The sequence below is a fragment of the Pseudomonas sp. MH10 genome, assembly GCF_034353045.1.
GTDB lineage: Bacteria > Pseudomonadota > Gammaproteobacteria > Pseudomonadales > Pseudomonadaceae > Aquipseudomonas.
Window position 1 is genome coordinate 4,229,633 of the sequence record NZ_CP133783.1, and the last position, 25,121, is coordinate 4,254,753.

Annotated in this window: 19 protein-coding genes and 1 tRNA gene; 5 read left to right on the forward strand and 15 right to left on the reverse strand. The window is 54.9% G+C overall.

Going from position 1 to position 25,121, the window contains the following annotated elements; all coding sequences use genetic code 11:
- Positions 1 to 38: 38 nt before the first annotated feature.
- Both RHM59_RS18895 and RHM59_RS18900 read left to right on the forward strand, forming a co-directional pair.
- Complete coding sequence (locus RHM59_RS18895; protein ID WP_322285201.1) at positions 39 to 1,004, forward strand: metallophosphoesterase family protein; 966 nt, start codon at positions 39 to 41, stop codon at positions 1,002 to 1,004.
- 10 nt (positions 1,005 to 1,014) lie between these two features.
- Entirely contained in the window at positions 1,015 to 1,326 is a 312-nt protein-coding gene (locus RHM59_RS18900) for a cupredoxin family copper-binding protein (RefSeq protein WP_322166429.1), read from the forward strand.
- Positions 1,327 to 1,341: 15 nt separating this feature from the next.
- Here the strand turns inward: RHM59_RS18900 and RHM59_RS18905 are convergent, their stop codons facing one another.
- From RHM59_RS18905 to RHM59_RS18920, 4 genes are all read right to left on the reverse strand, one after another.
- The gene (locus RHM59_RS18905) at positions 1,342 to 3,054 is read right to left on the reverse strand and encodes a GGDEF domain-containing phosphodiesterase (protein WP_322285202.1); all 1,713 of its coding nucleotides are present in this window, start codon (positions 3,052 to 3,054) and stop codon (positions 1,342 to 1,344) included.
- A gap of 653 nt (positions 3,055 to 3,707) precedes the next feature.
- Positions 3,708 to 4,103: a hypothetical protein gene (locus RHM59_RS18910; RefSeq protein WP_322285203.1), complete on the reverse strand. Its 396-nt coding sequence runs from the start codon at positions 4,101 to 4,103 to the stop codon at positions 3,708 to 3,710.
- 54 nt (positions 4,104 to 4,157) lie between these two features.
- Entirely contained in the window at positions 4,158 to 5,492 is a 1,335-nt protein-coding gene (locus tag RHM59_RS18915; protein WP_322285204.1) for an MFS transporter, read from the reverse strand.
- Between the two features lie 113 nt (positions 5,493 to 5,605).
- Positions 5,606 to 6,181, reverse strand: coding sequence for a nuclear transport factor 2 family protein (locus tag RHM59_RS18920; protein ID WP_322166424.1), 576 nt, complete (start codon positions 6,179 to 6,181; stop codon positions 5,606 to 5,608).
- Positions 6,182 to 6,294: 113 nt separating this feature from the next.
- Here RHM59_RS18920 and RHM59_RS18925 point away from each other — a divergent pair, with 113 nt between their 5' ends.
- A complete protein-coding gene (locus RHM59_RS18925; protein WP_322285205.1) occupies positions 6,295 to 7,194 on the forward strand; it encodes a LysR substrate-binding domain-containing protein in 900 nt (299 codons plus the stop codon).
- A 25-nt stretch (positions 7,195 to 7,219) separates the two neighbouring features.
- Here the strand turns inward: RHM59_RS18925 and RHM59_RS18930 are convergent, their stop codons facing one another.
- The 5 genes from RHM59_RS18930 to RHM59_RS18950 all read right to left on the reverse strand — a co-directional run bounded on the left by RHM59_RS18930 (position 7,220) and on the right by RHM59_RS18950 (position 13,532).
- Entirely contained in the window at positions 7,220 to 8,476 is a 1,257-nt protein-coding gene (locus RHM59_RS18930; RefSeq protein WP_322285206.1) for an MFS transporter, read from the reverse strand.
- 58 nt (positions 8,477 to 8,534) lie between these two features.
- Positions 8,535 to 9,896, reverse strand: a complete 1,362-nt coding sequence (locus RHM59_RS18935) for an outer membrane beta-barrel protein (protein WP_322166421.1) — start codon at positions 9,894 to 9,896, stop codon at positions 8,535 to 8,537.
- Between the two features lie 68 nt (positions 9,897 to 9,964).
- Positions 9,965 to 11,584: a bifunctional 3-(3-hydroxy-phenyl)propionate/3-hydroxycinnamic acid hydroxylase gene (locus RHM59_RS18940; protein WP_322285207.1), complete on the reverse strand. Its 1,620-nt coding sequence runs from the start codon at positions 11,582 to 11,584 to the stop codon at positions 9,965 to 9,967.
- 113 nt (positions 11,585 to 11,697) lie between these two features.
- The gene (locus RHM59_RS18945; protein WP_322184701.1) at positions 11,698 to 12,618 is read right to left on the reverse strand and encodes a VOC family protein; all 921 of its coding nucleotides are present in this window, start codon (positions 12,616 to 12,618) and stop codon (positions 11,698 to 11,700) included.
- An 80-nt stretch (positions 12,619 to 12,698) separates the two neighbouring features.
- Positions 12,699 to 13,532 (reverse strand): fumarylacetoacetate hydrolase family protein, encoded by an 834-nt coding sequence (locus tag RHM59_RS18950; RefSeq protein ID WP_322166418.1) that lies wholly within the window; start codon positions 13,530 to 13,532, stop codon positions 12,699 to 12,701.
- Positions 13,533 to 13,711: 179 nt separating this feature from the next.
- Between RHM59_RS18950 and RHM59_RS18955 the strand changes: the two genes are divergently transcribed.
- Entirely contained in the window at positions 13,712 to 14,413 is a 702-nt protein-coding gene (locus RHM59_RS18955) for a GntR family transcriptional regulator (protein WP_322166417.1), read from the forward strand.
- Between the two features lie 411 nt (positions 14,414 to 14,824).
- On the opposite strand, the gene RHM59_RS18960 is transcribed toward RHM59_RS18955, so the two are convergent.
- The 5 genes from RHM59_RS18960 to rpsU form a co-directional block, all read right to left on the reverse strand.
- Positions 14,825 to 14,901, reverse strand: a tRNA-Ile gene (locus RHM59_RS18960).
- Positions 14,902 to 14,916: 15 nt separating this feature from the next.
- Positions 14,917 to 18,660, reverse strand: coding sequence for an EAL domain-containing protein (locus RHM59_RS18965; RefSeq protein ID WP_322285208.1), 3,744 nt, complete (start codon positions 18,658 to 18,660; stop codon positions 14,917 to 14,919).
- 133 nt (positions 18,661 to 18,793) lie between these two features.
- Entirely contained in the window at positions 18,794 to 20,644 is a 1,851-nt protein-coding gene (rpoD, locus tag RHM59_RS18970; RefSeq protein WP_322166398.1) for an RNA polymerase sigma factor RpoD, read from the reverse strand.
- A gap of 67 nt (positions 20,645 to 20,711) precedes the next feature.
- Positions 20,712 to 22,658, reverse strand: a complete 1,947-nt coding sequence (gene dnaG, locus RHM59_RS18975; protein ID WP_322285209.1) for a DNA primase — start codon at positions 22,656 to 22,658, stop codon at positions 20,712 to 20,714.
- Positions 22,659 to 23,033: 375 nt separating this feature from the next.
- The gene (gene rpsU / locus RHM59_RS18980; protein WP_002551877.1) at positions 23,034 to 23,249 is read right to left on the reverse strand and encodes a 30S ribosomal protein S21; all 216 of its coding nucleotides are present in this window, start codon (positions 23,247 to 23,249) and stop codon (positions 23,034 to 23,036) included.
- Positions 23,250 to 23,445: 196 nt separating this feature from the next.
- On the opposite strand from rpsU, the gene tsaD reads away from it, so the two are divergent.
- On the forward strand, positions 23,446 to 24,471 hold the full coding sequence (tsaD, locus tag RHM59_RS18985) for a tRNA (adenosine(37)-N6)-threonylcarbamoyltransferase complex transferase subunit TsaD (protein WP_322166396.1): 1,026 nt from the start codon (positions 23,446 to 23,448) through the stop codon (positions 24,469 to 24,471).
- 34 nt (positions 24,472 to 24,505) lie between these two features.
- On the opposite strand, the gene plsY is transcribed toward tsaD, so the two are convergent.
- Positions 24,506 to 25,075: a glycerol-3-phosphate 1-O-acyltransferase PlsY gene (gene plsY, locus RHM59_RS18990; protein ID WP_322166395.1), complete on the reverse strand. Its 570-nt coding sequence runs from the start codon at positions 25,073 to 25,075 to the stop codon at positions 24,506 to 24,508.
- Positions 25,076 to 25,121 lie beyond the last annotated feature (46 nt).

Sequence of the window (25,121 nt, forward strand, 5' to 3'; positions counted from 1 at the left end):
GACAGCTTCGTCAAGCTAAGCACATCTACGGAGTCTTTATGAAAACTGGTCCGAACGTTCAGGGTCACGACGAGCGCAACACACTGGGGCGAAGAGAGCTCTTGAAATGTTCGGCGTGGGCGGGTGCGGGGGTGCTCTGGGTCATGAGCGGCGGCATCCCCCGTGCCTTTGCGCTGGATGACGCGAGCACCCAACTTAGCGGAACGTCATTGGCCAACGACTTCCATTTCGTGCAAATAAGCGACTCGCATATCGGCTTCAACAAAGAAGCCAATCCGGCGCCCCTCGACACATTGCAGCAGGCCATCGATAAGGTGATCGCGCTGCCGAAAAAACCAGCGCTTATTTTGCACACCGGTGACATCACGCACCTCTCCAAGCCCGTCGAATTCGACACCGCTGACCAAGTGTTAAAAGGCTTGCCGTCCCCGGTGCATTACGTGCCCGGCGAGCACGACACCCTCGACGAAGGTGGAGGGAAAGCCTATCTGGAGCGTTACGGTAAAGGCACTAAAGGCAACGGTTGGTATAGCTTTGATGACCATGGGGTGCACTTCATCGCGCTGATCAATGTGTTCAACTTCCAAGCGGGTCATGAAGCGACGCTCGGTGCCGACCAATTGAAATGGCTGGCTGATGACCTCAACGCAGTGTCAGTCAGTACGCCTATCGTCGTGTTCACCCACATCCCGCTCTGGACGATTTATAAGCCATGGGGTTGGGGCACCGAAGACGGCGATCAGGCCATCGCGATGCTGCGAAAATATGGCTCGGTGACGGTACTCAACGGGCATATCCATCAAGTCATCCAGAAAGTCGAAGGCAATATCACTTTTCATACTGCCCGCTCGACTGCTTACCCTCAACCGGCTCCCGGTAGCGCGCCAGCCCCAGGTCCAATGACCGTCGCTGCTGACCAACTGCGCAACTACTTGGGCGTCACCGAGGTGTCGGCCACACAAGGCGAGCATCCCTTGGCGCTCATCAACTCAACCCTAATCTAACGGTCTGCCCATGAACCGCTACGCACCTATTCTCGCTTTAACCTGCGTGCTGACGTCAATCCCGACGTCGGCGCAGGACGTACAGATCGATATCAAAACGTTCCTGTACTCACCCAAAGACCTGACCGTGCCAGCCGGCACGACAGTCACCTGGATCAACGACGACCAGGTGCCGCACACCATTGTGGGTGTGGACAAAGCGTTTCATTCGGCGGCATTGGATACGGGGGACCAGTACTCGTACACGTTCAAGGTAAGGGGAGTGTTTGAGTACTTCTGCACGCTGCATCCGCAGATGATTGGGAGGGTTGTGGTCGATTGATACGTGATGCAGCCGTTAGGCTTCATAAAGATCGGCTGTTAAAGAAGGCGCGACCCACTGCTCAAACCACTTCAATATTTGATCTTCTGGCATAGGGCGAGCGATGAGATAACCTTGGGCGCTGTCGCAACCCAGCCTTTCAAGTAATCGGTATTGATCCTCTGTCTCTACGCCCTCTGCCACTACTTTCATGCCTAAGCTATGAGCCAGGACAATCGCCGCAGAAACAATTTTTCGCAGGCCAGAGTCGTGATTAATGTCCTGAATGAAGGAGCGGTCAATCTTGATTTGGGTGGCGGGCAATTTGTGTAGATAGGCGAGCGAGGAATACCCAGTGCCGAAGTCGTCAATGGAAATGCTGATGGGCATACCGCTCAATTCCTTGAGCACCTCAATGGCTTTCTCAGGATTTCTCATTATTTCCGACTCGGTAATCTCAAACTCCAGGTAACAGCTGTCTACGTTGTATTTATCAAGCAGATGAATAACCTGCTTAGGAAATTCGTCATTGATCAGATTATGGCTCGACAAATTGACGGCGACGACCGTCAGCACCCCCTGTTTTTTAAAACTGTTGAATTTGATCAACGCTGTTTCTATTGCCCAAAGGCTAAACGCATGGATCAATGCTGTTCGTTCGATTAACGGAATAAAACGATCAGGGGGGACGTTACCCAACGTTGGATGTTGCCAGCGTGACAAGGCTTCAAACCCAACCAATTGGCCGGTTTTCAAATTTATTTTTGGTTGGAAGTGCAGCGTTAACTCCGCAGAGTGCAGCGCGTCCAACAGGCCGCCCATAAGAATCAAATTTTGACGCTTGTCCAGCGCCATGGCCGACGTATAGAGCGCTGACCTCATGCCCATTTCTCGGGCATATTCGCTGGCTGACTCTGCTCGATTGACGACCTCGCGTCGGTCATCGCCCGAGAGCCGGGCATAGCCTATATGTGCATCAAAATGGATGGGCAAGCCTTCATATATGATGGATCGCTCAAAGATACATTCCACGGTTCGCGTTTGTTTTGTCAGGTTTTCATCCGAACTAAAAAACAGTACAGCAAGGCAGTCCCGGTTATAGTGGTAGACGGTTGCGTGGGATTCAAACGCGTCAATAAGTTGCTCCCATAACGCCGCAATTAGTGTGTCGGCAGCCTCATAACCGAACGTGCGGCTTATATCATGTATGTTATTAATTGAGATGACCGCCAAGCCATTCTTAGTCTTTAGTTGAAGCGGGCTCTTAAAGACCTGATCAAGTGTTTCAAACAGTGCGCGACGCCCCGGTAATCCGGTGCCTGGGTCATGCCTCATTACGTAGTTTAACTTTCTGCTGTAGAACGCATAGATATGTATAGGGATGGCAACCATCATGCCAATTAGAACGTACAGCAGCGATCTAAAGGGCAGCTCGGTTACCCAAGCTGCACCGTCGCTAAATTGCGAGCCAAGGGCGGTTATTAGCAATGCCGCCGGTAGAGCGCTTGGCAAGACGCCCGGCACGCCAAATAACAAGCTGGCGAGTAGCACCGGAACCATCATGAGCGACGGATAACCTAAACGGACTCCGCCTGCTAGGTAGAGATGGGTGGAGGCAGCTAGGTAGGAAAGCAAAATCACTGCCAACCCTAGGCGCCTGATGCGAGGGGATATATCGGGTATCCAGTGATTGAAAATGCTAGGCAGGCCGTATGACCCTCCCAGCGTCCTTTTCTTGATATAACCCATGTCGATAAGCTCCGGAGAGAACTGCTGCTATCGTGTGGCGTTTAAGTCAAAATATTTCAGAGGCGCTGACGATGTTATGTAATTTGTAGCGTACTGCATATGTTGTAACGGCCCCTCCGATCCACTCCTTAGATTTTTTGCTTATCAGGTGATGTTAGTTATTGGTTTTGCACTGCTTAGAAAAAATGTTTCGAACGAAATAACGTTTAGAGATCCAGCGAATTAGTTAATTCGCCATTGATAGCATAATGCCTTAAAAATACGATTGCAGGTCGAAGTAAAAAGAAAGCTCGATGTTTTTTTCATATTTCACGTTGTCTATTCAGTCGAATAGCGTGCTATCGGTTTTTTTGTAATAGGATATCGCGCGCTAATAATGACGGCTCCGGTTAGCGGTTTGGACAGTCCTAGTAACGGTTATTCAACATCGCTGCAGGACTCAGCAGTGATGCCTGTAAATACTCCTGGGTGACTGAGGGGTGTGTTGCGAGGCGGGCACAGAGCTTGGCGGCACCGGTTGATGGGGAGACAGACCCTCACGAACGAGTGGATCGCTTCTTCGCTTCGCCTTTGCGCAGATTTGGGTGCTAAACGAAGTGCATGGGTATGTACGCTTGGCACTGGTTTTTAGCCGTGCCTGGTCTAGAGGTCATTCAGGTAATATCACTGCGACTCGTTCTCTGAATCACTGACGAGGAACTCGTAGTCGATCCAGCCAGAGGTGTGACACACGGGATAAAATTGGTCTTTAGCGCTTTGTCGGCGAACAGGTGAATATTGCCCAGTTCAAAACCTTGGTCGCCGAACCCGGCGACCGGAGTGTTGGTCAGCCCTGACTCGCGGTCTTTATGAGATGAGTTGTTGTTGCGTGAAAAACCAGCATCCAGCAGGCCGGATATCTTGATGCCGTAGTCGCGTTCCAAAGAGTCGCCGAACAGGCTGCGAAACAAGGTACCTTCTCCGAGCTCCACGGGCTCGCTCGCCAGGCAATGACCCGTTGCAAAGACGAACAGAACGGTGCCAAACGATCTGACCACGATGTTCTTCATGCGTTTTCTTTTGTTTTTATTGGCGCGGCGATCCGCTGGCCACTGCTTGGAGCTTTAGTTGGGCATGGGTAAAGCCGTTGTTCGATTCAGGCGCCAGAAGCCGATAATGCCGATGGCTGCGATGCTGGCGGGAATGGCTGCAGCCACCAACAGTTCACTCGTCGACCATTGCAGATGCAGCAGCGTGGCACCTACGAAAGGACCGCAAATGCCCCCTAGGCGACCGAGTCCCAGCGTCCAACCCGTGCCGGTTGCGCGCAGTGCAGTCGGATAAAAGGTGGAAGTCATGGCATTCAGTGCCGCCTGGCCGCCGAGGATGCCGAAGCCGGCAACGGCTATGGTCAGGTAAGCGAGGTTGATTGAGTTGTAGTGGTGGCTGAACAGCACAATGGCCACGGCAGAGACAATAAAGGTCGGAACCAGTACGGCGCCGAAACCGTGTCGGTCGACAAACCAACCCAGTAGCCAACCGCCTGCCAAGCCACCCAGCCACATGGAGGTTCCCGCCAACACAGCTTGCGAGGGTGTATGGCCTGCGCCGCTCATCAACACGGGTGTCCATGAGGCGAGAAAGTAAATGCAAAGCATGTTCATGAAGTTGATCAGCCACAGCAACAGCGTGCCCGGCAGCCTGCCATCCGCAAACAAGTGAGCAAGCGACAGGCCTTTTCTGCGCGGTTCGGCGATTAGTAATCTCGTTTGCTCATTGATTCGCAGGCCGGGCTCGATCCGTGTGAGGATGGCCCTGACACGGTCAAGTTGGCGTTCGCGCAACACGCACCACTGCAGCGATTCTGGAAGTGCGAAGAGCATTATTACGCCCACACACAAAGGAGCAAAGGCGCCCAAATAGAACACCACTTGCCAGCCATATTGCGGAATCAGTGCAGCAGCGAGCGCGCCACCGACGAGACCACCCACGACCAGTCCAGAAGACACCAGTGTCAACAGCATCACGCGGTTGTGCCCAGGGGCATACTCCGTCACCAGAGTGGCGGCGTTAGGCACGATTGCCCCCATGGCGATACCGGTAAAAAAGCGCAGTGCGAGGAGTCCGTCCACCGTCGTGGTTTGAGCGGTCAAGTACATCAGAACCGCCATCGTCAGCGAGGCGCTAACCAGTACTGGCCGTCGACCGACGCGATCGGCGATCGCACCCAGAGCGAGTGAGCCGATCAACATGCCTAACATGCTAATGCTGAACACCGGTCCCAAGTTAGCTATAGGGATACCCCATTGAGCGATGAGGCTTGGTGCCGCGTAGGCCATGGCTTGAATGTCGAACCCATCAACGGCCATGCACAAGAAGCATTGACCAAGCACAAGCATCTGAAAGGCGCTCAAGCGGCTCCTTTCGAAGATCGCGCAGATGTCGAGTTGATTGTTCAAGAGCGAATACCTCTGTTGTAATTATTTTTGGTAGTGGAGCTGTTCGGGACGCAAGGTCGATGTGGCGGTCGGTGCGGAAAAATCTCAGTTGTAATGTCGGTGACAGTGGCTTATCAGTCAGCGAGCCACGCGCTGGCCTCGGCTCGCATGGTCAGTTCCAGATCGCTGCCGCGCGTGGCGAATACCCGATTGGGCGCAAAGCCGCTTTTTTCCAGAAGGTAGGCAAGCGGCGCATATTCACGCGGGTAGCGCGCCACGGTTTCATGGTCAATCTCGACTAAGCCTTGAGGGAAGGTGAAGCTCGCCATGTCATAGATGCTTTGACGCTTGACCAGCTTCCACAAGCCTTGGCGCTTCTCGACCAGGTCATAGAAACGGTTGTGTGCACTGCAACCTAGGTTCAGCCGGGTGTTATCGGCAACGATCACCGCGTTGGTTTCGACAATGGCCTTGTCGCCATTGAGGCTCACCACTGGCGTGCCAATCAGATGCTTGGTACGCAAGTCTGACTTGCCCATGCGCTTTGACCCTTCGACGAACTCGGCAAACGGGCCTTCAAACCAAGTGATTTCGATGGTTCCGTCAGGATGGGCCAAGTTCGCCAGTTGGTCCCATTGGCCCAAATCGCGATGTATCCAGCCAGTAATCAGGTCGGTAATTTGAAGGCGGTCTTCTAGGTAAGTCTGCATGCGGTGACCTTGGCAGGTGGTGAATGTGAGCGTCAGCTTCTTCTTCTGGACAGATAACTTCAAATAGATTGATATGAACGATTGATCACTATTTCTGATGGATAAGGAGACCTATGGACTTGCGTCATTTGCGTTATTTTCTCGCCGTCGCCGAGGAGGGGCATTTCGGTCGGGCTGCTCAACGTCTGCATATTGTTCAGTCAGCCCTGAGCATGCAGATACGTGGCCTGGAAGAGGAACTTGGGGGGGCTTTATTCTTGCGCACGAGCCGTCGCGTGGAACTCACAGAAGCCGGAGTACTATTGCGTGCCCAAGCACAGCGCACTCTTGATCAGGCAGCGCATGCGCAACGGGTGGTGCAGCGCTCGCTACGTGGAGAGATAGGTAGTGTGCGAATCGGTTTTGCCGGCAACGCCGTGTTCAGCGGTCGGTTGATGGCCGACGTTCGCGCCTTTAGCAAAGCTTATCCGGATGCTGAGATTATCTTGCGCGAGCTGGCGCCTCAGCAGCAGGTCGAGGCGATACAAAACGGGCAGCTGGATCTGGGATATGCGCCAAGTCATGGCGGTCAGGCCCTAAATAACGCTTTGTTGTTTGAGCGCATTGGGACTTGGCCGCTGGTGGTTGCATTGCCTGAAGACCATCCATTGGCGAACCAGCCAACATTGCGCGTGCCGATGTTGAGGGCGGAGTCGTTGATAATCTATGCCGATCACGGAGCAGATGAATACATGCTGGCCGGTCTGCGTAACGCATTGGGGCGGGAGCCGAAGGTTCAGCGCACTACCAGCACCTTGAGCGTGCTCGCGTTAGTTGCCGCCGGCATGGGGGTAGCAATGGTCCCCGCGCCCTTGATGCAGGTAAACATTCCCGGGCTGGTCTACCGGACATTCGAAGACATAGAACCCCACACCGACTTGTTGCTCATTAGCCGCGTCAACGAAATTGGTGGTGCCGTGCGTGCGTTCCTGAAGGTTGCACATCAAGGTGGAAAGTTGACAGCAACCCAATAGCGCTCATCTCGCGAAGAGCGGATTTTTACGCACGATCTATTCCTTCGACGGGAGGCTCGGCCACTTTGGCCGGTGCGGTTTCCCGTAAACATGTTGCGACTAGCAATCCAACCAGCACTGCACCGAGTGCCAGGTACATTGTGTTTTCGATCCCGTGGTGCTGAGCGATATATCCCGCAATAGCAGGAGCGACCCCGCCGCCAAAAATCTCACCAATTCCCACTACTAATCCTGTAGCGGTCGACGTCAGCGCGGCCGGAACGGACTCGCTGGTGAGTGGCCCGACCGTCATGCAGATCATGCTGAAGTTGAAGAAAATCGTCAGAAACAGTAGCGCGAACAACTTTACCGGTTCGGCGCCTGTACCCATCAGCCACCAGAGAAACACACCGGTGGCGATGAATGATACGAGAACCACTGGTTTACTACCGATGCGGTCCGACACGGCAGGCATGATCAATTGCCCGAGAAAACCACCCAAACCGATGGCCGACATGACGAAGCCCATTTGCTGCACTGGGAGGTGTAAAAAGTCCATCAGGTAGTTAGGCATCATCACGCTAATCACAAACAGGCAGGTCAGCATGCAAAACATGCCGACAATGTTCAGCAATACGTTGCGATAGCGCAGCGCATCCAGCCAGCTCGGGTGCTTGACTGCAGAACTGATTCCAGATTTCTTGGGCGTGATCGCTCGGGTTTCCCGCAAGTAAAAGTACATAGCCAATGCTAATAGGAAACCTGGCAGTGAAACTATCATGAACACCCAGCGCCAGGACGGTACTATCGTTAGCAATTGGGTGGCGAGAATTGGCGCAAGGCCAAGACCCAGGATTGGAAAGAACGCCTGTTGAATGCCAATGTTCATCCCCCGACGTCGCGGATGGGACGACTCCGCCGTAGCCGCTAACGCAGTTGGAGTAAAGGCGCCTTCGGAGATGCCCATAATCGCCCGTATCAGCAATAACCCGCCCATACCGGTCGCCAGGCCCGAGAGGCCCGCAAGAAGTGAAAATACCAGTACTGCTGGAATCAGCACGTTGCGCCGACCGATACGATCAGATAGCCGCCCCATGAAAATCGAAGAAATGCCCCAGGCCAAACCGAGTATTGCGGTCACGTTCCCCAGGTCCTGATAGTTCAAGCCCAAGTCTTTCATCATCACCGGGAATAGCGGCAGGATGATGAATCGGTCTAGCCCCACAAGACCGAAGCCTAAGGCCAAGAGGGCGACCGCTGTAAACTCGTACCGCACATCCCACGCATGCTTATTGTTATTCATGGTTGCTACTCAGATGTAATTGAGATTAACGGCCTTAGGTAATTTGGCCGCCAAGGGTTTAGAAATAAAACAGCGCTTCAACAAGACCCGTCAGCTGCGTACTGTTGCGACCTGCGCCAAAAGGGTGATCGTTTGTATTGCCATCAAATACGTCGTAACGCACTTCCGGGCGCAACGAGACGTACTTGTTCAGGTCATAGCGCAAGCCCGTGGTGAGGGAGTTGAAATTGCCGCGAGCAGTGGATACCGGCAGCAGGATGAACCCATCAGGATCGGCAAAATGCTCGGCTCGTACCGAGTAGGAGAGATCCGTGCGTTGCTGATAGGTGAGTACCGCGTTGGCTCCCCACCAATGGGCGCCATCAAAACCAGGGCCGTTAATGATGTCGATGGTTGTTGCCTTGCCGTCACCCTCCTGATGGCCATAAACGACCTCGGCGCCCATCGACCAGTTTGAGTCGAAGCGGTGCCAGCCGTTGAGCGAGTGTTGTTGTTTGAACTGACCTTCTGGCGATATCAGGCGCGACGTTGGAGCCTGTACGTCGTTGGACGTGTCATTCTGTTCATCGCCGAGGATGAACTCATAGTCGACCCAGGTTTGCATGTCTGATGTGCGCCAACGCAAGGCCCCCATCACCGACTTCTGTTTGTTGTTATCGCTCAGGTTGTTCCACCCTTGGACTACCCCTAGTTCGGCGCCGAGAATTGATGATTTGCCGTTGTACAAGCGAGTGCCAAGGAGTACGCCACTGACAGTTCCCGGCTCGCTAACGAAGGCATAGGTCTTGCTCGCAAACGGATTACGAGCAGCGCGAATGTTGGGCGGGATTTCATAGCCCATGGCCGGTCCGAATATCCCAGCCATGGCCGTGATACCAGGACCATAAGGCAGATAGGCGGTGGCAGCGATGTTGGGAATCGCGAGGAATTTTTGTTTGTCTCGCTGGGCCTTGGCAAGGTTGGTATCACCAGGCGAGTTGACATCCCAGTGCATGTCCCAGCCTGTAGTGCGAGCGAATTGGGCATTACGCCCGTAGTTCAATTCGAATGTAAATCCGAAAGATGCTTCGCTCGGCGATGGCCCTGGCAACGGTGTGATACGTGGCACCATGTTGCCCTTCAGTGGCTTGTCGATGAATAGATGCAAGCTCCCCCATTCCAGGCCCTCGTCCGCGAAACCAACGACAGGAAGATTGCTTAAGCCTTGCTGACGCTCAGCATGGGTCGAGCGATTGTTACGAGAGTAAGCAACGTCAAACAGGCCAGAAACCTCAACCCCATAATCCTTTTCCAAGGTGTCACCAAAAAGGCTTCGAAATACCGTGCCTTCACCTGTCTCAGGGATCTGGGCGGCGTGAGCGTTAAGCGTTGCAAAGGCGGCCAGAACCGCACCAAGCGTTTTCACCTTGATGTTGATCATTATCTGTCTCTTATTTTTGTTGTCAGAGTTTGGGAGGTCGGGGCATCCATGCCCCCGGAAAACAGGTGTCAGGCGTGACAGGTCTTTGTGTCGTTGTTGGTACGGGTTTGCTGGCCGCTGCTTTGTAGCTGATCGCGCAGGGTGTCGATTAATTGTGGCAGCGCCGACAACGCTGCCACGCCGCCATAGCAGTAGTAGTCAGGTCGCACGATGAGGGCTTCGAGTCCGGCCTCTGCCATGAATCGCAGGTATTTTCCAGAGACGTCTCGATAGATGCCTTGGCTACTGTCCGCCGTTTGTGCAAGTCGAACGATCTTCAGATCGTAGTCGCTAATAAATCTCGACTGTTCCGAACTGAGCAGCACCAAAGGGTCAAGCTCGCCACTCACCAGCAAGTGAAAACCGCGTCCGATGACGTCGTCATAGCGGCTGACCTTCCCGCCGATCTCGATTGATCCATGCACTCCAAGCGTGCCGCGCAATGGGCCAGCCGTTGGCAGTAGTCCATCGGTCAAACCCGGGAACGGCGGCAGCGGCGCAACATTACCGCTCAGGTAGGCCGCGTCGCGCTCGGCCGCCTCGACCGGGTCTGATACGCAGACAACTTTTCCCATCGCCATGGACGCTTCTATAACGGCGCGGATCTGCGGTTTGCGCTCAAGTGTATAGCCGTCCAACAGCGTTTCATCGGCCAAGCCGCGCATCAGCAAATCGAGCCGCCAGGATAGGTTCCATGCGTCGCGGATTCCCGAGCACATACCTTGGCCCATGAACGGCGGCATCACGTGGGCCGCATCGCCAGCCAACATCACCCGACCGCTGTGCCAATTGGAGGCAATTCGCGAACGAAACTGGTAGACCGCGTGGCGCACCAAGGTTGCAGTGTCCGGCGTGACCCAGCGCGACAGCAACGACCAGACCTTGTCGGTATCTTGAAGGTCTTCAATGGCTTCGTGGGGCAGACGCATAAACTCCCAACGCCGATAACCAGGTCCGCCGGGAACCATTGTGGTGGGGCGTTCGGGGTTGCACCACTGGCCGATATCCGGAACATCCAGTGGCACACCGGGCTTGGGTTGCAGATCGACCACCAGCCAGTCTTCCTGAAAGCCCAGATCCTGCCATTCAATGCCTAGCGACTGGCGCACGAAGCTGTTGGCGCCGTCGGCGCCGATCACATAGCGCGCCCGAACACTTTGCTGTTCTTCACCGAGTAAAAACTTACCGTCTTGGCGAATAACCCGATTAAGAACCATGTCGCAGCCGTGGTTATCTTGTTTCAGCGCTGTCGCTTCCCAACCATGATGGACTTGCACATTGCCGATGCTTTTGGCTTTGCGGTCCAGGGCAGCTTCCAACAATGGTTGATTGAACAAGTAACCGAACGGCCCGTCACTGATCGATTCGGCGGACCAATCTATCTCTACCAAGACCTTCCAATCAGCGTTGAACCACTGATAGCGTGCTGAAGGTTGAGAGATTTTTGCCAGTTCCTCGCCAAGTCCCATAGAGAGGAAGATTCGCCGAATTTCATGATCGTAAAATACTGCACGCGGGAGCGGATATAGCGCGGGCCAGCGTTCGAATACGGCGACCGTGTAGCCCATTTGGCCTAACAGGATGGCCAGCGTCTGGCCAACTGGGCCGTATCCGGCAATGGCAATATCGACTGTAGTTTGCTGATTCATGATCTGTGCCTCGTGTACTTCGCAATGATTTCCGGGCAGGGCCGGACCCGTCGCGCGAGCGGGGAGGCTAGCGCAATGCAGGAGTGTCAATTTTTTAATAAGAGCCGAGCGACTCAGGCAGGTGCCGGGGTATCCGCTTCAGTATTGAAAATGAAGTTGTCCGGCACGTCTGGCCCCCAGAGGTACAGCGAGTTTTCCGGCGGATAGTCGCCGGCAGGCCATTCAACGCCTTCGCTAATGTAATCCATGTCTGCCGAATACTCGCAGAACGAGCCCCACGGATCCTGCACGTAGTGAAAGTAGTTCGAGCCCAAGCAATGACGACCTGTGCCCCAGCCCTTGGTGTGCCCCGCCTTCGCCATTTGCGACGCGCCTGCGCCGACTTCGTCGATGCTGTCCACTTCCCATGCCGCGTGGTGCCAGCCCTTGGCACTACTCTTGGCGAACGCCACCAGATGGTGGTCACAACCGTGGGGTGCGTGACTGAAGGCGATGATGTCCATCGACTTGTCTGAGAGCTTCAAGCCCAGGGCCTGCTCGTAAAAATGCAGCGCGCCAAGCACATTGGGAGTGAACAACAGAACATGGGACAAGCGGCGAGGCCGGATTTGTACCATGGCGTCGCGGGTCGTTGCGCCGCGGCGGTTGGGCGGGGTGATAGTGTTTTGGTGATCGGACTTTTGATTTGGCATGGTTTTTTCGCCGACCTTGACCTGCAACAGGTTACCGTCAGGGTCATGGAACCAAATTCCTGGTTCGGGACGGTCTGCAAAACGTCCACCAGCGGTTTCGATCTGCTGACGTATGGCGCTGAAATCCTGCTCGTAGCAGTTGAAACTCAGATACGCGAGCGACTTGGACGCGGCGGGGAATATTTTTGCCGAGACATGGCCGTCAATTGCTTTCAATAGGAGTTGATTGGGTTCACGTTGAACATCGAGGCCGAAGCTTTTGAAGAATTGGTAGGCTTCGGCCAGTGACGGAACGTTCAACGCGTAATGATCGATTGAATGCACACCATGGGACACGCTCATGATTGCCTCCATTAAATTTTTCTTATTGTGGGGCGCAGGGCAATATCAGCCCTGAGCTGAGTTCAAATCAGTGTTAGGTATCAGACTTCATCAATGACTGGATTAACTAGTTTGCCGATGCCTTCGATCGATACCTCGACCACATCACCCGCTTTCAGGTAGACCTTCGGATTCATACCAAAACCGACCCCGGCGGGGGTGCCGCTGACAATCACGTCGCCAGCTTCGAGCGTTACTGCTTCGCTCAGCGTCGAGATGATTGTGGCGACGTCGAACAGCATGTCCGTGGTATTGGCCGACTGTACAACCTTGCCGTTGACGCGCGTTTCGAGCAACAAGCCTTTGCCCCCGGCAGGTAGCTCGTCGGCCGTTACTAGTATCGGTCCGAATGCGCCCGTGTTATCGAAATTCTTGCCAACAGTCCACTGGGGCGAAATGAATTGATAATCACGTACCGAGCCTTCGTTGAAAAGCGCATAACCGGCGACGTGATCGAGTGCGTCTTCCTTGCAGATATGACGCCCACCGCTTTTAAGCACCACAGCCATTTCACCTTCGTAGTCGAGGGTGTCGGAGATTCGCGGACGAATCAGCGGCTTGTTGTGGGCCGTAAGGCTGGAATTCCAACGAGGGAATAATGTCGGGTAGGTCGGTTGTGCGTAAGGGGACTCTTTCGTGTGGTCGGCGTAGTTCAGGCCCACGCAAACAATTTTGGTCGGACGCTGCATCAATGGCAGATACGCATCTTCAGCAATGTTGACCAATTCACCGCTGGCGTCGGCACCGTAGGTGCTCAGATCGACGCCGCGCGCTAACAACGATTCTAGAGATTCGGTTCCCAGTACGCGTACGCCGCTTGCAGTGACGACACCTAGGACAGGTTGACCTTGATTGAGGAAGCTAACGTAACGCATGAAAGATTTCTCTTATTGGTTTTAGTAAGCGTCGGTCATGAAGGGCAGCACCGACTATGTGGTTACAAAGCTAGAGCCAAAAAAATATATCGTCAACAATAAAATATATATTTTATGGAATTTGATAAATTAACAGCCCTGTGTATTATCCGCACAGACATGTGAAGACGGAGTCGACCGTGAATTCCCCTCTAATTACCTGGCAATCGGCTGATCCCCCTGAAAAGCGCACCATGGCTTCGCAGTTGGAAGCCCGGATTCGTCAGGACATCATCAACGGCCAGTTAGCGCCAGGCAGTCGCCTGCGCCTCAAGGAGTTGGCAGAATCTTATGAGGGTGGGGTCATCCCGTTGCGTGAAGCGCTGTCGCGCCTTGCGAGCAGCGGCTTCGTCTCGGCGGCCGATCAAAAAGGTTTCAGTGTCGGCCGTATATCTGCGGCAGAAATTGCCGACATCACCGCCGCTCGACTGCACATTGAGTGCAAGACGCTGGCCGATTCGATTCGTCAGGGCGATGTGGAGTGGGAGAGCCGCGTTCTTGCGGCCCACCATCGACTGGATCGTCTGACGATGGTTGAAGGCCCGGAGCGACTGCTCAAGCCCGAATGGGAAAACGCTCACGAAGTTTTTCATCAGGCGCTGATCTCCAGTTGCAACTCGCCCACGCTGCTGCGCCTGTGCTCGTCCTTGAGAGATCAGACGGCCCGCTATCGTTTTTTGTCGATGCACTACGCCGACAGCAGCGCACGCGATGTGCCCAACGAACACCGTCAGTTGATGGACGCAGTGCTGGCCAAAGACATCGACAAGGCCTGTGAGCTGCTGTCCAGTCACTATCAGACCACAACGGATTCAGTGCTCAAGCATGCGTTACTGGGGTAGCACTGACATCTTCTCGACGCTTGCTGGATTGATGGGAGAAACGAATAAAAAATGGCTTACGTTAATTAGGCGTAAGCCATTTTTTGCGCAGCCATTGCCGTAGCAGACTCTGCATGCGCCCAGGTGCGCCATGGACTGGTGCACTACACCAAAATGAAGTCGAGTAAGAACCGGTCGGTACCGATTGCTAAAGTTCTTGAGGATTTATTGAAGGCAGCTTTGCCTTTTACATGGGGGGTGAAAAAGAAGAACCGAAAAGTGGTGAGCGCCTCGAAAATTTGGAAGTTTTTTCCGCGTGAGAATTTTCAAGTGTGGACGTTTTGTGGACGTTTTGCGTTCTTTACGGTTTTTCCGCTCAGATTCAGCGAACGCCAGAAACGACGAAGGCCACGTAAGACGTGGCCTTGAAGATGGTGGGCCCAGTAGGACTCGAACCTACGACCAAGGGATTATGAGTCCCCTGCTCTAACCAACTGAGCTATAGGCCCTCAGTAGGTCGCGGATTATAGCGATGGTTTCTCGGCTGTGCTATCCGAAAAGTCCGAAACGTTCATAAGAAGAAACCTCGCGCAGAATTCTTCGGCGCGGAGGGGCTGGCTGACGATGAAGCCTTGGATCTGCTCACATCCCTCAAGGGTCAGGAATTGTTGCTGCTCAATCGTTTCAACACCCTCAGCAATCACGGTCAGTTGCATGCTGCGGCCCAGGGCGATGATTGCGCGCACGATGGCAGCGTCGTGGGGGTCGTCGGGTAGGCCTCGGACAAATGACTGGTCGATTTTGAGGATATCCAGCGGCAGGCGTTTGAGGTAGCTGAGCGATGAATAGCCGGTGCCGAAGTCGTCGATGGCAAGTTGCACGCCGATTTTCTTTAGTTTGTGCAGCACGGCCAGGGCTTCTTCGGCTTGGCTCATGATGAAGTTTTCGGTGATTTCCAGCTGCAGGCAGCCGGGGCGTAGGTCGCATTCTTTAAGCAGCTGTTCGATGCGACGCAGGAGATTGGGTTGGCGCAATTGCGCGCCCGCCAGGTTCACCGAGAGAGGGCCAAACGGTTGGTAGGTTTTGTTCCACTCGCACAGCTGGCGGCAGGCTTGTTCAAGTACCCAGTCGCCGATTTGCATGATCGTGCCGTTTTCTTCGGCCAGCGGGATGAAGTGTTCGGGTGGGACGTCGCCGAACGTGGGGTGACGCCAGCGGATGAGCGCTTCGGCGCCGACCAAGCGTTGTGATATCAGGCTGAGTTTCGGCTGGTAGTAAAGGCTCAGTTGGTTGCGCTCAATGGCGCGTCTGAGTTCATGTTCCAGTGCAATCCGCTCGCTGGCCTGAGAGGTCAGATCACGGGTATAGCGTTCTACCCGGTTGCGGCCCTTGGCTTTGGAGCGGTACATGGCGGCGTCGGCATTTTTGATCAGCGTCGCAACGTCGGAGCCGTCCGCAGGGAACAGGCACGTGCCGATGCTTGCGCTGATGAAAAACTCATGTTCGCCCGCTTGAAACGGTGCGTTGAAGCCAGCCAAAAGCTTGTTCGCGACGGTTTCTGCGTCATTGGCATGCAGCAGGCCGGGCAACAGAATGATGAACTCATCGCCACCCAGCCGTGAGACGGTATCAACGTCGCGTAGTTGCTCTTTGAGGCGTAGGGCAATGCCTTTGAGCAACAGATCGCCCACCGGATGACCCAGGCTGTCATTGATGTGTTTGAAGCGGTCCAGATCAAGAAATAGAACGGCGCCTTGGCCAATGGCATCGTGGCTGTGGCCGAGCGCGGTTTGCAAGCGGCTTTCGAACAGGGTGCGATTGGGGAGGCCGGTGAGTGGGTCGTGATGCGCCTGATAGTCGAGGCTCGCTTGGGCGTGTTTAAGGCTGGAGATGTCCGCGAACACGGCGACGAAGTGCGTAATAACCTGCTCCGGGTTACGCACTGCGCTGATGGTCAACCAACTGGGGTAAAGCTCGCCGTCCTTACGACGATTACTGATTTCTCCCTGCCAATGCCCTTCGGCGTTGAGCTGGTACCACATGGCGGCATAAAACGCGCTGTCATGCTGGCCTGAGGCAAGCAGTCGCGGCGTCTGGCCGAGAGCTTCTTGTTCGCTGTAGCCGGTGATTTCCGAAAAGGCGCGATTGACCGCGTTGATGCGTTGCTGGGTGTCGGTGATCAATACCCCTTCAGCGGTGCTTTCAAATACGGTGGCTGCCAGTTGCAGCTTCTCCTGCATTTGCTGGCGCTCGGTGATGTCCCGAGCAATGGTCAGCATGCATTCTTCACCGCCAATCGGTAATGGTCTGGCGGAAACTTCGCACAACCTGATCTGACCATCCCTGCGACGGATATGGCTGATGAAGTCGCGCACGAAGCCGTCGCGCTTGAGCAGTTTGATCATCTGATCACGCTCTTTCAAATCCACCCAGATGCCAAGGTCGATGGTCGAGTTGTCGAGGGACATCGCGCTGATATAACCGGTAAGTCGAGTAAAACCGTCGTTGACCTCAATTAATAGGCCGTCGCTCTGACGGGTGATGAGCATTCCGTCCGGGGACGAGTGAAAGGCTTTGGCGAATTTTTCCTCTGAAATTTGCAGCTGTTGCTGGGCTTCTTTAAGCGGACTGATATCGCGCACCACCACCACCAGTGCCGGCGTCGAGTCCAGATCAAAGGTTTCGGCTGAAATCAGGCCGGTGAACATACGGCCATCGACCCGCCGAAAAGGCATTTCCAGGTTGCGAATGCTGCCGCTTTGCAAGCGCGTGAGCAGGCTCGGACCAATACCGGGTATTCCCCAAATGTTCAGGTCGGTAGCGGCTCGACCAATGATCTGGTCTGCATTAAGCCCAATCTGCTCTTCAAATGCCTTGTTCGCTTCGAGCACGCAGCCGTCGGACAGCCGAGCGATTAGCAGAATGTCAGGGCATTGCGTGAATACCGAGGCGAATTTTCCTTCGGACAGGCGAAGGGCATCTTCGGTTTGCTTGGTTTCACTAATGTCGATCATCAAACCGCGCTTTACCATGGTTTGGTCGTGGTGGATCAAACTGACGATATCGCGGACCCAGATGACTTTACCGTCGGCGCGAAACACCCGGTAGTCGAGGCTATGGCCACGGCCGAGGCGGGTTTGCTGGTCGCAGAATCGCTCCGCTTGGAGTATGTCGACGGGGTGAACAATGCTTCGCCAAAAGCCGGGGTTCAGCCATTGAGCCAGTGGGTAGCCAAGCAAGGCTACCGCGTGAGGCGAAACGTAGCTGTACGTGTAATCACTGACATTGGCTTCCCACGCGATGGCTGAAAGACTCTCAATGAGGCCTCGATAATGGTATTCGCTGGTTCGCAGGTCTTGTTCAAGCGTGACCCGCCGGTCGATCTCTGTGCTCAATCGGCGATTGATGCGAATGACCACTGCCAGTACGGTAGAGAGTAACAACAGGCCGGGAAGGCCATAGAACAGAAAATCCTGCCAAAACTGGGGGTGATCAAATGAACTTCCGACCCAGCGCTCTTGGATGGCATCAACTTCCGAAGGGCTTAGCTCAGCGAACACCTTGTTCAAAATGCCGACCAATATTTGCTGGCTTTGCGGAACGGCCATAGCCAGTTGATAACGATAGGGCGTCTCGCCGCTGACATAAATGCCGTCCAGTTTGAGCTGGCGCAGGCTCCAGACGCTGGACGCCAGATCACCCACTATCGCGTCAACCTCGTCTGTGGCCAAGGCCTGCAGGGCAGAGCTGACGTTGGGGAAGGGAATCAGATTAAGTTCGGGGTGTTGTGTGCGAAGCAGTTCATGGGGAGCACCGTTTTTAACGACGGCAATCTTCAGGTCGTGTAACTCTTTTACGTTGTGCGGGTGCATCCGGTGTTCGTGAGCGAGGATAACAATCGGGAAATCGAGGTAGGGAAGGGTAAATGACAAGTATCGCTGCCGCTCTGGCGTTGACATAACACCGGGCAATAGATCGATGTCGCCCGCTTTGGCTCTATTGAGTACCTGACTCCAATTCTCTGACGTAACGGGCTTAAACGTTATGGAAAGGCGTTTTTCAATGAGCGCTACATATTCCGACGCGAGCCCTCTGTGGTCACCTTGTGCGTCGAGAAACTCGAATGGCGGCCATGTACCGTTGACGCCCAGACGAAGTTCCTTGTGTGAGCCAAGCCAGTTTCGCTCCTCATCTGAAAGCGTCAGCGCGTTAGCCGTTACCGTCGTGCCAATCATGTAGAGAAAAATAACGGCCGACAGTCGTGACATGGCGTTCTCAATCCAGGCAGTCAGGAGTGAGACGAGTGTAGTCGGGCCCAAGCCGGTAAGAAGGCGCACGAAAAGTTAATTCTGCATAACGCAAAACCCCCGGCAAGCCGGGGGTTTGGTGTTGCCTGTCTACTTACTCGTCGAGGAACGAGCGCAGGTGCTCGCTTCGCGTCGGGTGCCGCAGCTTGCGCAGTGCCTTGGCTTCGATTTGACGGATTCGCTCACGCGTTACGTCAAACTGTTTACCAACCTCTTCCAGCGTGTGGTCAGTATTCATGTCGATGCCGAAGCGCATACGCAGTACTTTGGCTTCGCGAGCGGTAAGGCCCGAGAGCACTTCGCGCGTCGCTTCTTTGAGGCTTTCGACCGTGGCAACATCGATTGGCGACTGCATAGTCGAGTCTTCGATGAAGTCACCCAAGTGCGAATCTTCGTCATCACCAATTGGCGTTTCCATGGAGATCGGCTCTTTAGCGATCTTCAATACCTTGCGGATTTTATCCTCAGGCATTTCCATGCGTTCGCCCAGCTCTTCCGGGGTCGGTTCGCGACCCATTTCCTGCAACATCTGCCGGGAAATACGGTTGAGCTTGTTGATCGTCTCGATCATGTGCACCGGAATACGGATGGTGCGGGCCTGGTCGGCGATCGAGCGAGTGATCGCCTGACGGATCCACCAGGTGGCATAAGTCGAGAACTTGTAACCACGACGGTATTCGAACTTGTCCACCGCTTTCATCAAACCGATATTGCCTTCCTGGATCAGATCGAGGAATTGCAGGCCACGGTTTGTGTACTTCTTGGCGATTGAGATCACCAGACGCAAGTTCGCTTCAACCATCTCTTTCTTCGCGCGGCGGGCCTTGGCCTCACCGATCGACATGCGACGGTTGATGTCCTTGATCTCGGAAATCTTCAAACCTGTTTCGGTTTCGAGTGCGGTCAGCTTCTGCTGGCAGCGCTGGATATCGACTTGCAGACGGCCAATGGCTTCAGCATATTTGCTTTTGCCTTTAGCCAGTGCGTCGGTCCAGCTCTCGTCGACTTCGTTGCCCGGGAACATGCGAAGGAAATCGGCGCGAGGCATACGTGCATCACGTACGCACAGCTGCATGATCGCTCGCTCTTGAGCACGCAAGCGCTCTAGTGCACTGCGAACACGCTCGACCAAACCTTCAAACTGTTTAGGAACCAGTTTGATCGGCATGAACAGGATGGCCAACTCGATGAGTTCGGCAGTAGCCTGCTTGCTGCCACGACCATGCTTTTTCAGCGCTTTACGGGCGATTTCCATTTGATCGGAAACCGCACCGAAGCGCGCTGCTGCGATGATCGGGTCAGGGCCGCTTTCGACTTCTTCCTCTTCCTCGGTTGCTCCCTCTTCCTTTTCTTCCTCTTCGTCGTCGCCTTCTGGCTTCGCCGCTTTGGGATCTACAGGAGGTGGGACCTCGGCGGGAGCCGCGATGCCGTCGTCCGGGTCGATATAACCGCTCAGAACGTCAGAAAGGCGTCCACCTTCGGTCGTGACACGTGTGTACTCGGAAAGAATATGGTCAACCGTGCCAGGGAAGTGCGCAATTGCGCCCATCACTTCGCGGATGCCTTCTTCAATACGCTTGGCGATTTCAATTTCGCCTTCACGGGTCAGAAGCTCGACCGTACCCATTTCACGCATATACATGCGCACGGGGTCGGTGGTGCGACCAATGTCGGTCTCAACTGCCGCCAATGCTGCGGCCGCTTCTTCTGCGGCCGCCTCATCGGTGTCAGCTTGAGCCAACAGGAGTGCATCCGCATCCGGGGCACTCTCGAATACGTTGATCCCCATGTCGTTAATCATGCGGATGATGTCTTCCACTTGCTCCGGATCTGAAATATCTTCGGGCAGGTGGTCGTTGACCTCCGCGTAAGTCAGGTAACCCTGCTCACGACCTCGGGTAATCAACTCTTTGAGGCGAGACTGCTGTTGCGCTTTTCCGGACATAACACCCTATCCACTGAAGGTCTTGGCGGGCAAAAAACAAGCCGAGGATTATACCCGAGCTATGACCTCACGCGCCAGTTGAGGTCGGGTTTTGTGCAGGAACATTACGAATTAATAGATCACGTAGCTGAACTTTCTCTTCTGCGCTCAGTTCGGATTGCCGTGCTTTCCTGATCAGATGTTCCAGGCTGCGCTCGCGTTGGCGGGCGGATAAGCTAGTTATAGTGTCGAAAAACTGTTGTTCAAGGTTATCGGCCTCAATCAGCCATTCTTTCTCTGCTAATGCGCGTAACAGTCGGCCTTGTTCTGTGCCATGCCAACGCGCAATCAATTGAAGTGAACGCAGCTTCGGATTTTTCTGCAGTGCTTCCAGCAGAGCGACCAGTAATTGCGCGTAAATATGATCTTCTGCAGCAAAGTGGCTGGCATCTTCGACTTTCTCGGCCAGTTGCGGATGATGCAGAAGTGTTCTCAATGCGGTGAGTGTCGGCGGTTCTACCGTCGCTGGCGTACGAGGGCCTCGGGGTTCGAAGTCGGGTCGTTTACCCTTCTTGTCCCAAGGTTTCTTTTCCCACTTTTTCTGACCGCCGGCTTTCTTGGTCCAGTCAGGTTGAGCGTCATAAGTGCTGGCTGGCTGAAAGTCAGCGTAATCCGGTATAGCGTCGTAATCGATGTTCGGGTCATAACTGGGAGGTGCTTCTTGCGGCGCGCTCTGTACCAGTTGATGCATGGCCTCAGTGTTGAGCCCGGTAATTTCAGTCAGGCGCTGACGCATGAGCGTTTTTAAGTTTGCGCCCGGTACCTTGTCGATCAGCGGCGCGGCCAGGGTTGCCATGTGGGCTTTCCCCTCCAGCGAGCGCGGATCGGCCTCTTTGGTCAGCTGCTCGAAAAAATAGTCAGCCAGCGGTTGTGCATGCTGATTGATTCGCGCCTTGAACGCGTCTGTCCCTTCGGAGCGGACCAGCGTGTCTGGATCTTCACCTTCGGGCAGAAATAAAAAACGCGCCCGGCGTCCATCCTGCAAGCTGGGCAGTGCTGCCTCTAGCGCTCGCCAAGCGGCATTACGGCCTGCCTGGTCGCCATCAAAACAAAACAGTACGTTAGGCACGACCCGGAAAAGCTTTTTCAAGTGGTCTTCGCTGGTCGCGGTGCCAAGCGTAGCAACGGCATTGCGCAAGCCTTGTTGGGCGAGGGCGATGACGTCCATGTAGCCCTCGACGACGATTATTTCATCAAGGTTACGACTGTACTTCCGTGCTTCATAAAGGCCGTACAGCTCCTGTCCTTTATGAAATACAGGTGTTTCCGGTGAGTTCAAGTACTTGGGCTTGTCATCGCCCAATACCCGGCCGCCAAAAGCGATGACGCGTCCGCGACTGTCGCGGATGGGAAACATCACGCGGTCACGAAAGCGGTCGTAGCGTTTGCCGGTCTCGGCATTTTCGATCAGCAGGCCCGCATCGATCATGGTCTTCTGCTGAAGCGTGTCACTGCTCAAGTGTTTGTGCAGGTTGTCCCAGCCGGGTGGAGCAAAGCCAAGGCCGAAATCGCGAGCGATTTCACCGGACAGGCCGCGACCTTTCAAATAATCCACGGCGGCTTTGCGCGTCGGATGGCTTTTCAAGGCCTGACGATAAAATTCGGCGGCCGCCGTTAGCAGAGGGTAAAGCGGTGAGTCGGTCGGCTGACGAGGCTTTTGCCCTTTGACGCTCTGTTCGCGCGGCACTTCCATGCCGGCGGCTTTAGCAAGTTCTTCGACGGCCTGAGGAAAATCCAGGTTGTCGTGGTCCATCATGAAGCCCAATGCATTGCCGCCTGCGCCACAGCCAAAGCAGTAATAAAACTGTTTGTCGGGGCTGACACTGAACGATGGGGTTTTTTCTTTGTGGAACGGGCAGCAGGCGCTGTAGTTCTTCCCGGCTTTCTTCAATTGTAGACGTGAGCTGACAACATCGACAATGTCGGTGCGGTTCAGAAGGTCGTCAATGAAGCTTTGGGGAATTAGCCCTGCCATGGCGTTCTCATCATCAGACTGCCCGCCAGAAAAATCGTGGCGAAACTAAAACGTAACAACAGCGGCCATTGCGGGCCAGTGTGTTCACTAAGCTGACATTGGGAGACGCTGCCTGATTGAACTCCTTACGAAGATCAATTAGGCGTGCTCGTCATGTGCATTGGTCGTCGTCAGTGTAGACGTGATCAATACAACCTGAATCCTTGTCGGAAATCAGAGCTGACGTGTCTTGACGGGATTTGTCTGAGTCGCAGTTGGCATGCACCTGCGGCTTAGACAGCCTCTGTCAGTGAAGCATGAGGCTTGTTATGCAACTGCCGGCAGCCCGGCTTTGAAGGCCGGGCGTGGCAGAAGCTTGCGACGGTTGTCTGTAAATTAATACAGACGAACGGCGCGGCGCTGTTCGCGCTGTACTTTCTTGGCGTGACGCTTAACAGCGGCTGCTGCTTTACGCTTACGCTCAGAAGTCGGCTTCTCGTAAAATTCGCGGCTACGAACTTCAGCCAGAACACCGGCTTTTTCGCAGGAGCGCTTGAAACGACGCAGAGCTACGTCGAAGGGTTCGTTCTCTTTAACTTTGACGGCTGGCATCCAGAGCTACCTTCTTTCATTACCGGGGTCAACGTCTGGTGCAAAACTGCACTTAAGTACGTCGGTTTTTAAGGGTTGCGGATGTTAACCCCTCATTGAGAGGAATGCAAAGCCTCTGATCGAAAAGCGCTGGTCGGCGCTTGGAGCGACGCTTATTATGCGCCCCTTCAATTCAGCCTCTACAAGGCGCAAACCCATGCTAGTACTGGGATTAGAGACATCGTGCGATGAAACGGGTGTCGCACTTTACCACAGTGAAAAAGGTCTGCTGGCTGACGCATTATTTAGCCAGATTGATTTGCATCGCGCCTACGGTGGCGTTGTGCCCGAGCTGGCGTCGAGGGATCACGTCAAGCGAATGCTGCCATTAATCCGTCAGGTATTGGCTGACGCCGACTGTGTGGCGACCGATATCGATGCCATTGCCTATACGGCAGGTCCGGGTCTGGTGGGCGCTCTTTTGGTGGGCGCTTCTTGCGCTCAGGCGCTGGCGTTTGCCTGGGACATTCCCGCCTTGGGCGTGCACCACATGGAAGGACACCTGCTGGCACCCATGCTGGAAGAGCGACCGCCGGAATTTCCGTTCGTCGCGTTGTTGGTGTCGGGCGGTCATACCCAGTTGGTTCGGGTGGACGGCATTGGCCTGTACGAGCTGATGGGCGAGACGCTGGACGATGCTGCGGGTGAGGCGTTCGACAAGACCGCGAAGATGATGGGTCTGCATTACCCAGGCGGTCCGGAAATCGCGCGGCTGGCCAGTCAGGGTGTGCCGGGGCGGTTTGTATTTCCGCGGCCCATGACCGATCGGCCGGGGCTGGATTTCAGTTTCAGTGGTTTGAAAACCTCCGCCCTGAACACTTGGCAGCAACGCCAAAGCGCTGGGGACGACGGTGAGCAAACCCGTTGCGACATCTCCCTGGCCTTCCAGCATGCGGTGGTAGAGACTTTGACCATCAAGTGCAAACGAGCCCTCAAGCAGGCGGGTCTAAAGCGGCTGGTCATCGCTGGCGGCGTGAGTGCCAACAAGGCATTGCGCGTGTCGCTGGAGAAAATGCTGGGCGAGCTTCATGGCGAGGTGTTCTATGCGCGGCCTGAGTTCTGCACCGATAACGGCGCGATGATTGCGTTCGCCGGGTGCCAGCGTTTACAGGCTGGGCAAAAAGAGGATTTGAGCATCAGCGTGCAGGCGCGGTGGCCAATGGAGCAGTTGACGGGTTTGTGAGGGGGTTGGCATGAGCCCGGTTCATCCGACACATTCAGAAATGCCGTTCGCGCCCTGCAAGCAGGTCGCGTAAATTACCGCGATGGCGCCATACGATGAGCACGGTCAGGAAGCTCATTGGGAGCAGCGCTTGCGGCTCCTGCCATGCCAGTACCGGCAAGGTCAGTGGGAGCGCGATCAGCGCGGCGAGTGAGCTGGTACGGGTCAGGAACACTACCAGCAGCCAGGCGCATATCGCGAGGGCTGCGGCGGGTGGATAGAGTCCCAGCAACATGCCGACAGCTGTAGCAACGCCCTTTCCGCCGCGAAAGCGGAAGTACACCGGAAAAAGATGACCGAGTACCGCACACAGTCCTATCCATGCTTGTTCTTGCAGGTCGAGCCCTAGCAGTTTGGCAGCGAGAACCGCCAGCAAGCCTTTGCACAGGTCGCCGATGAGAGTTAAAACCGCAAGTTTTTTCCCCGCCAGGCGCAACATGTTGGTCGCGCCGGCGTTACCCGAACCACTGGCGCGGGGGTCTGGGCTGCCGGTGAGTTGGCTGAGCCAGATGGCGAAGGACAGTGAGCCAAGCAGGTAGGCGAGAATCGCCAGTAACCAAAACATGCAAACCACTCCGGGCGAGTTTGCCCTGATTCTAACGGCGCATCGC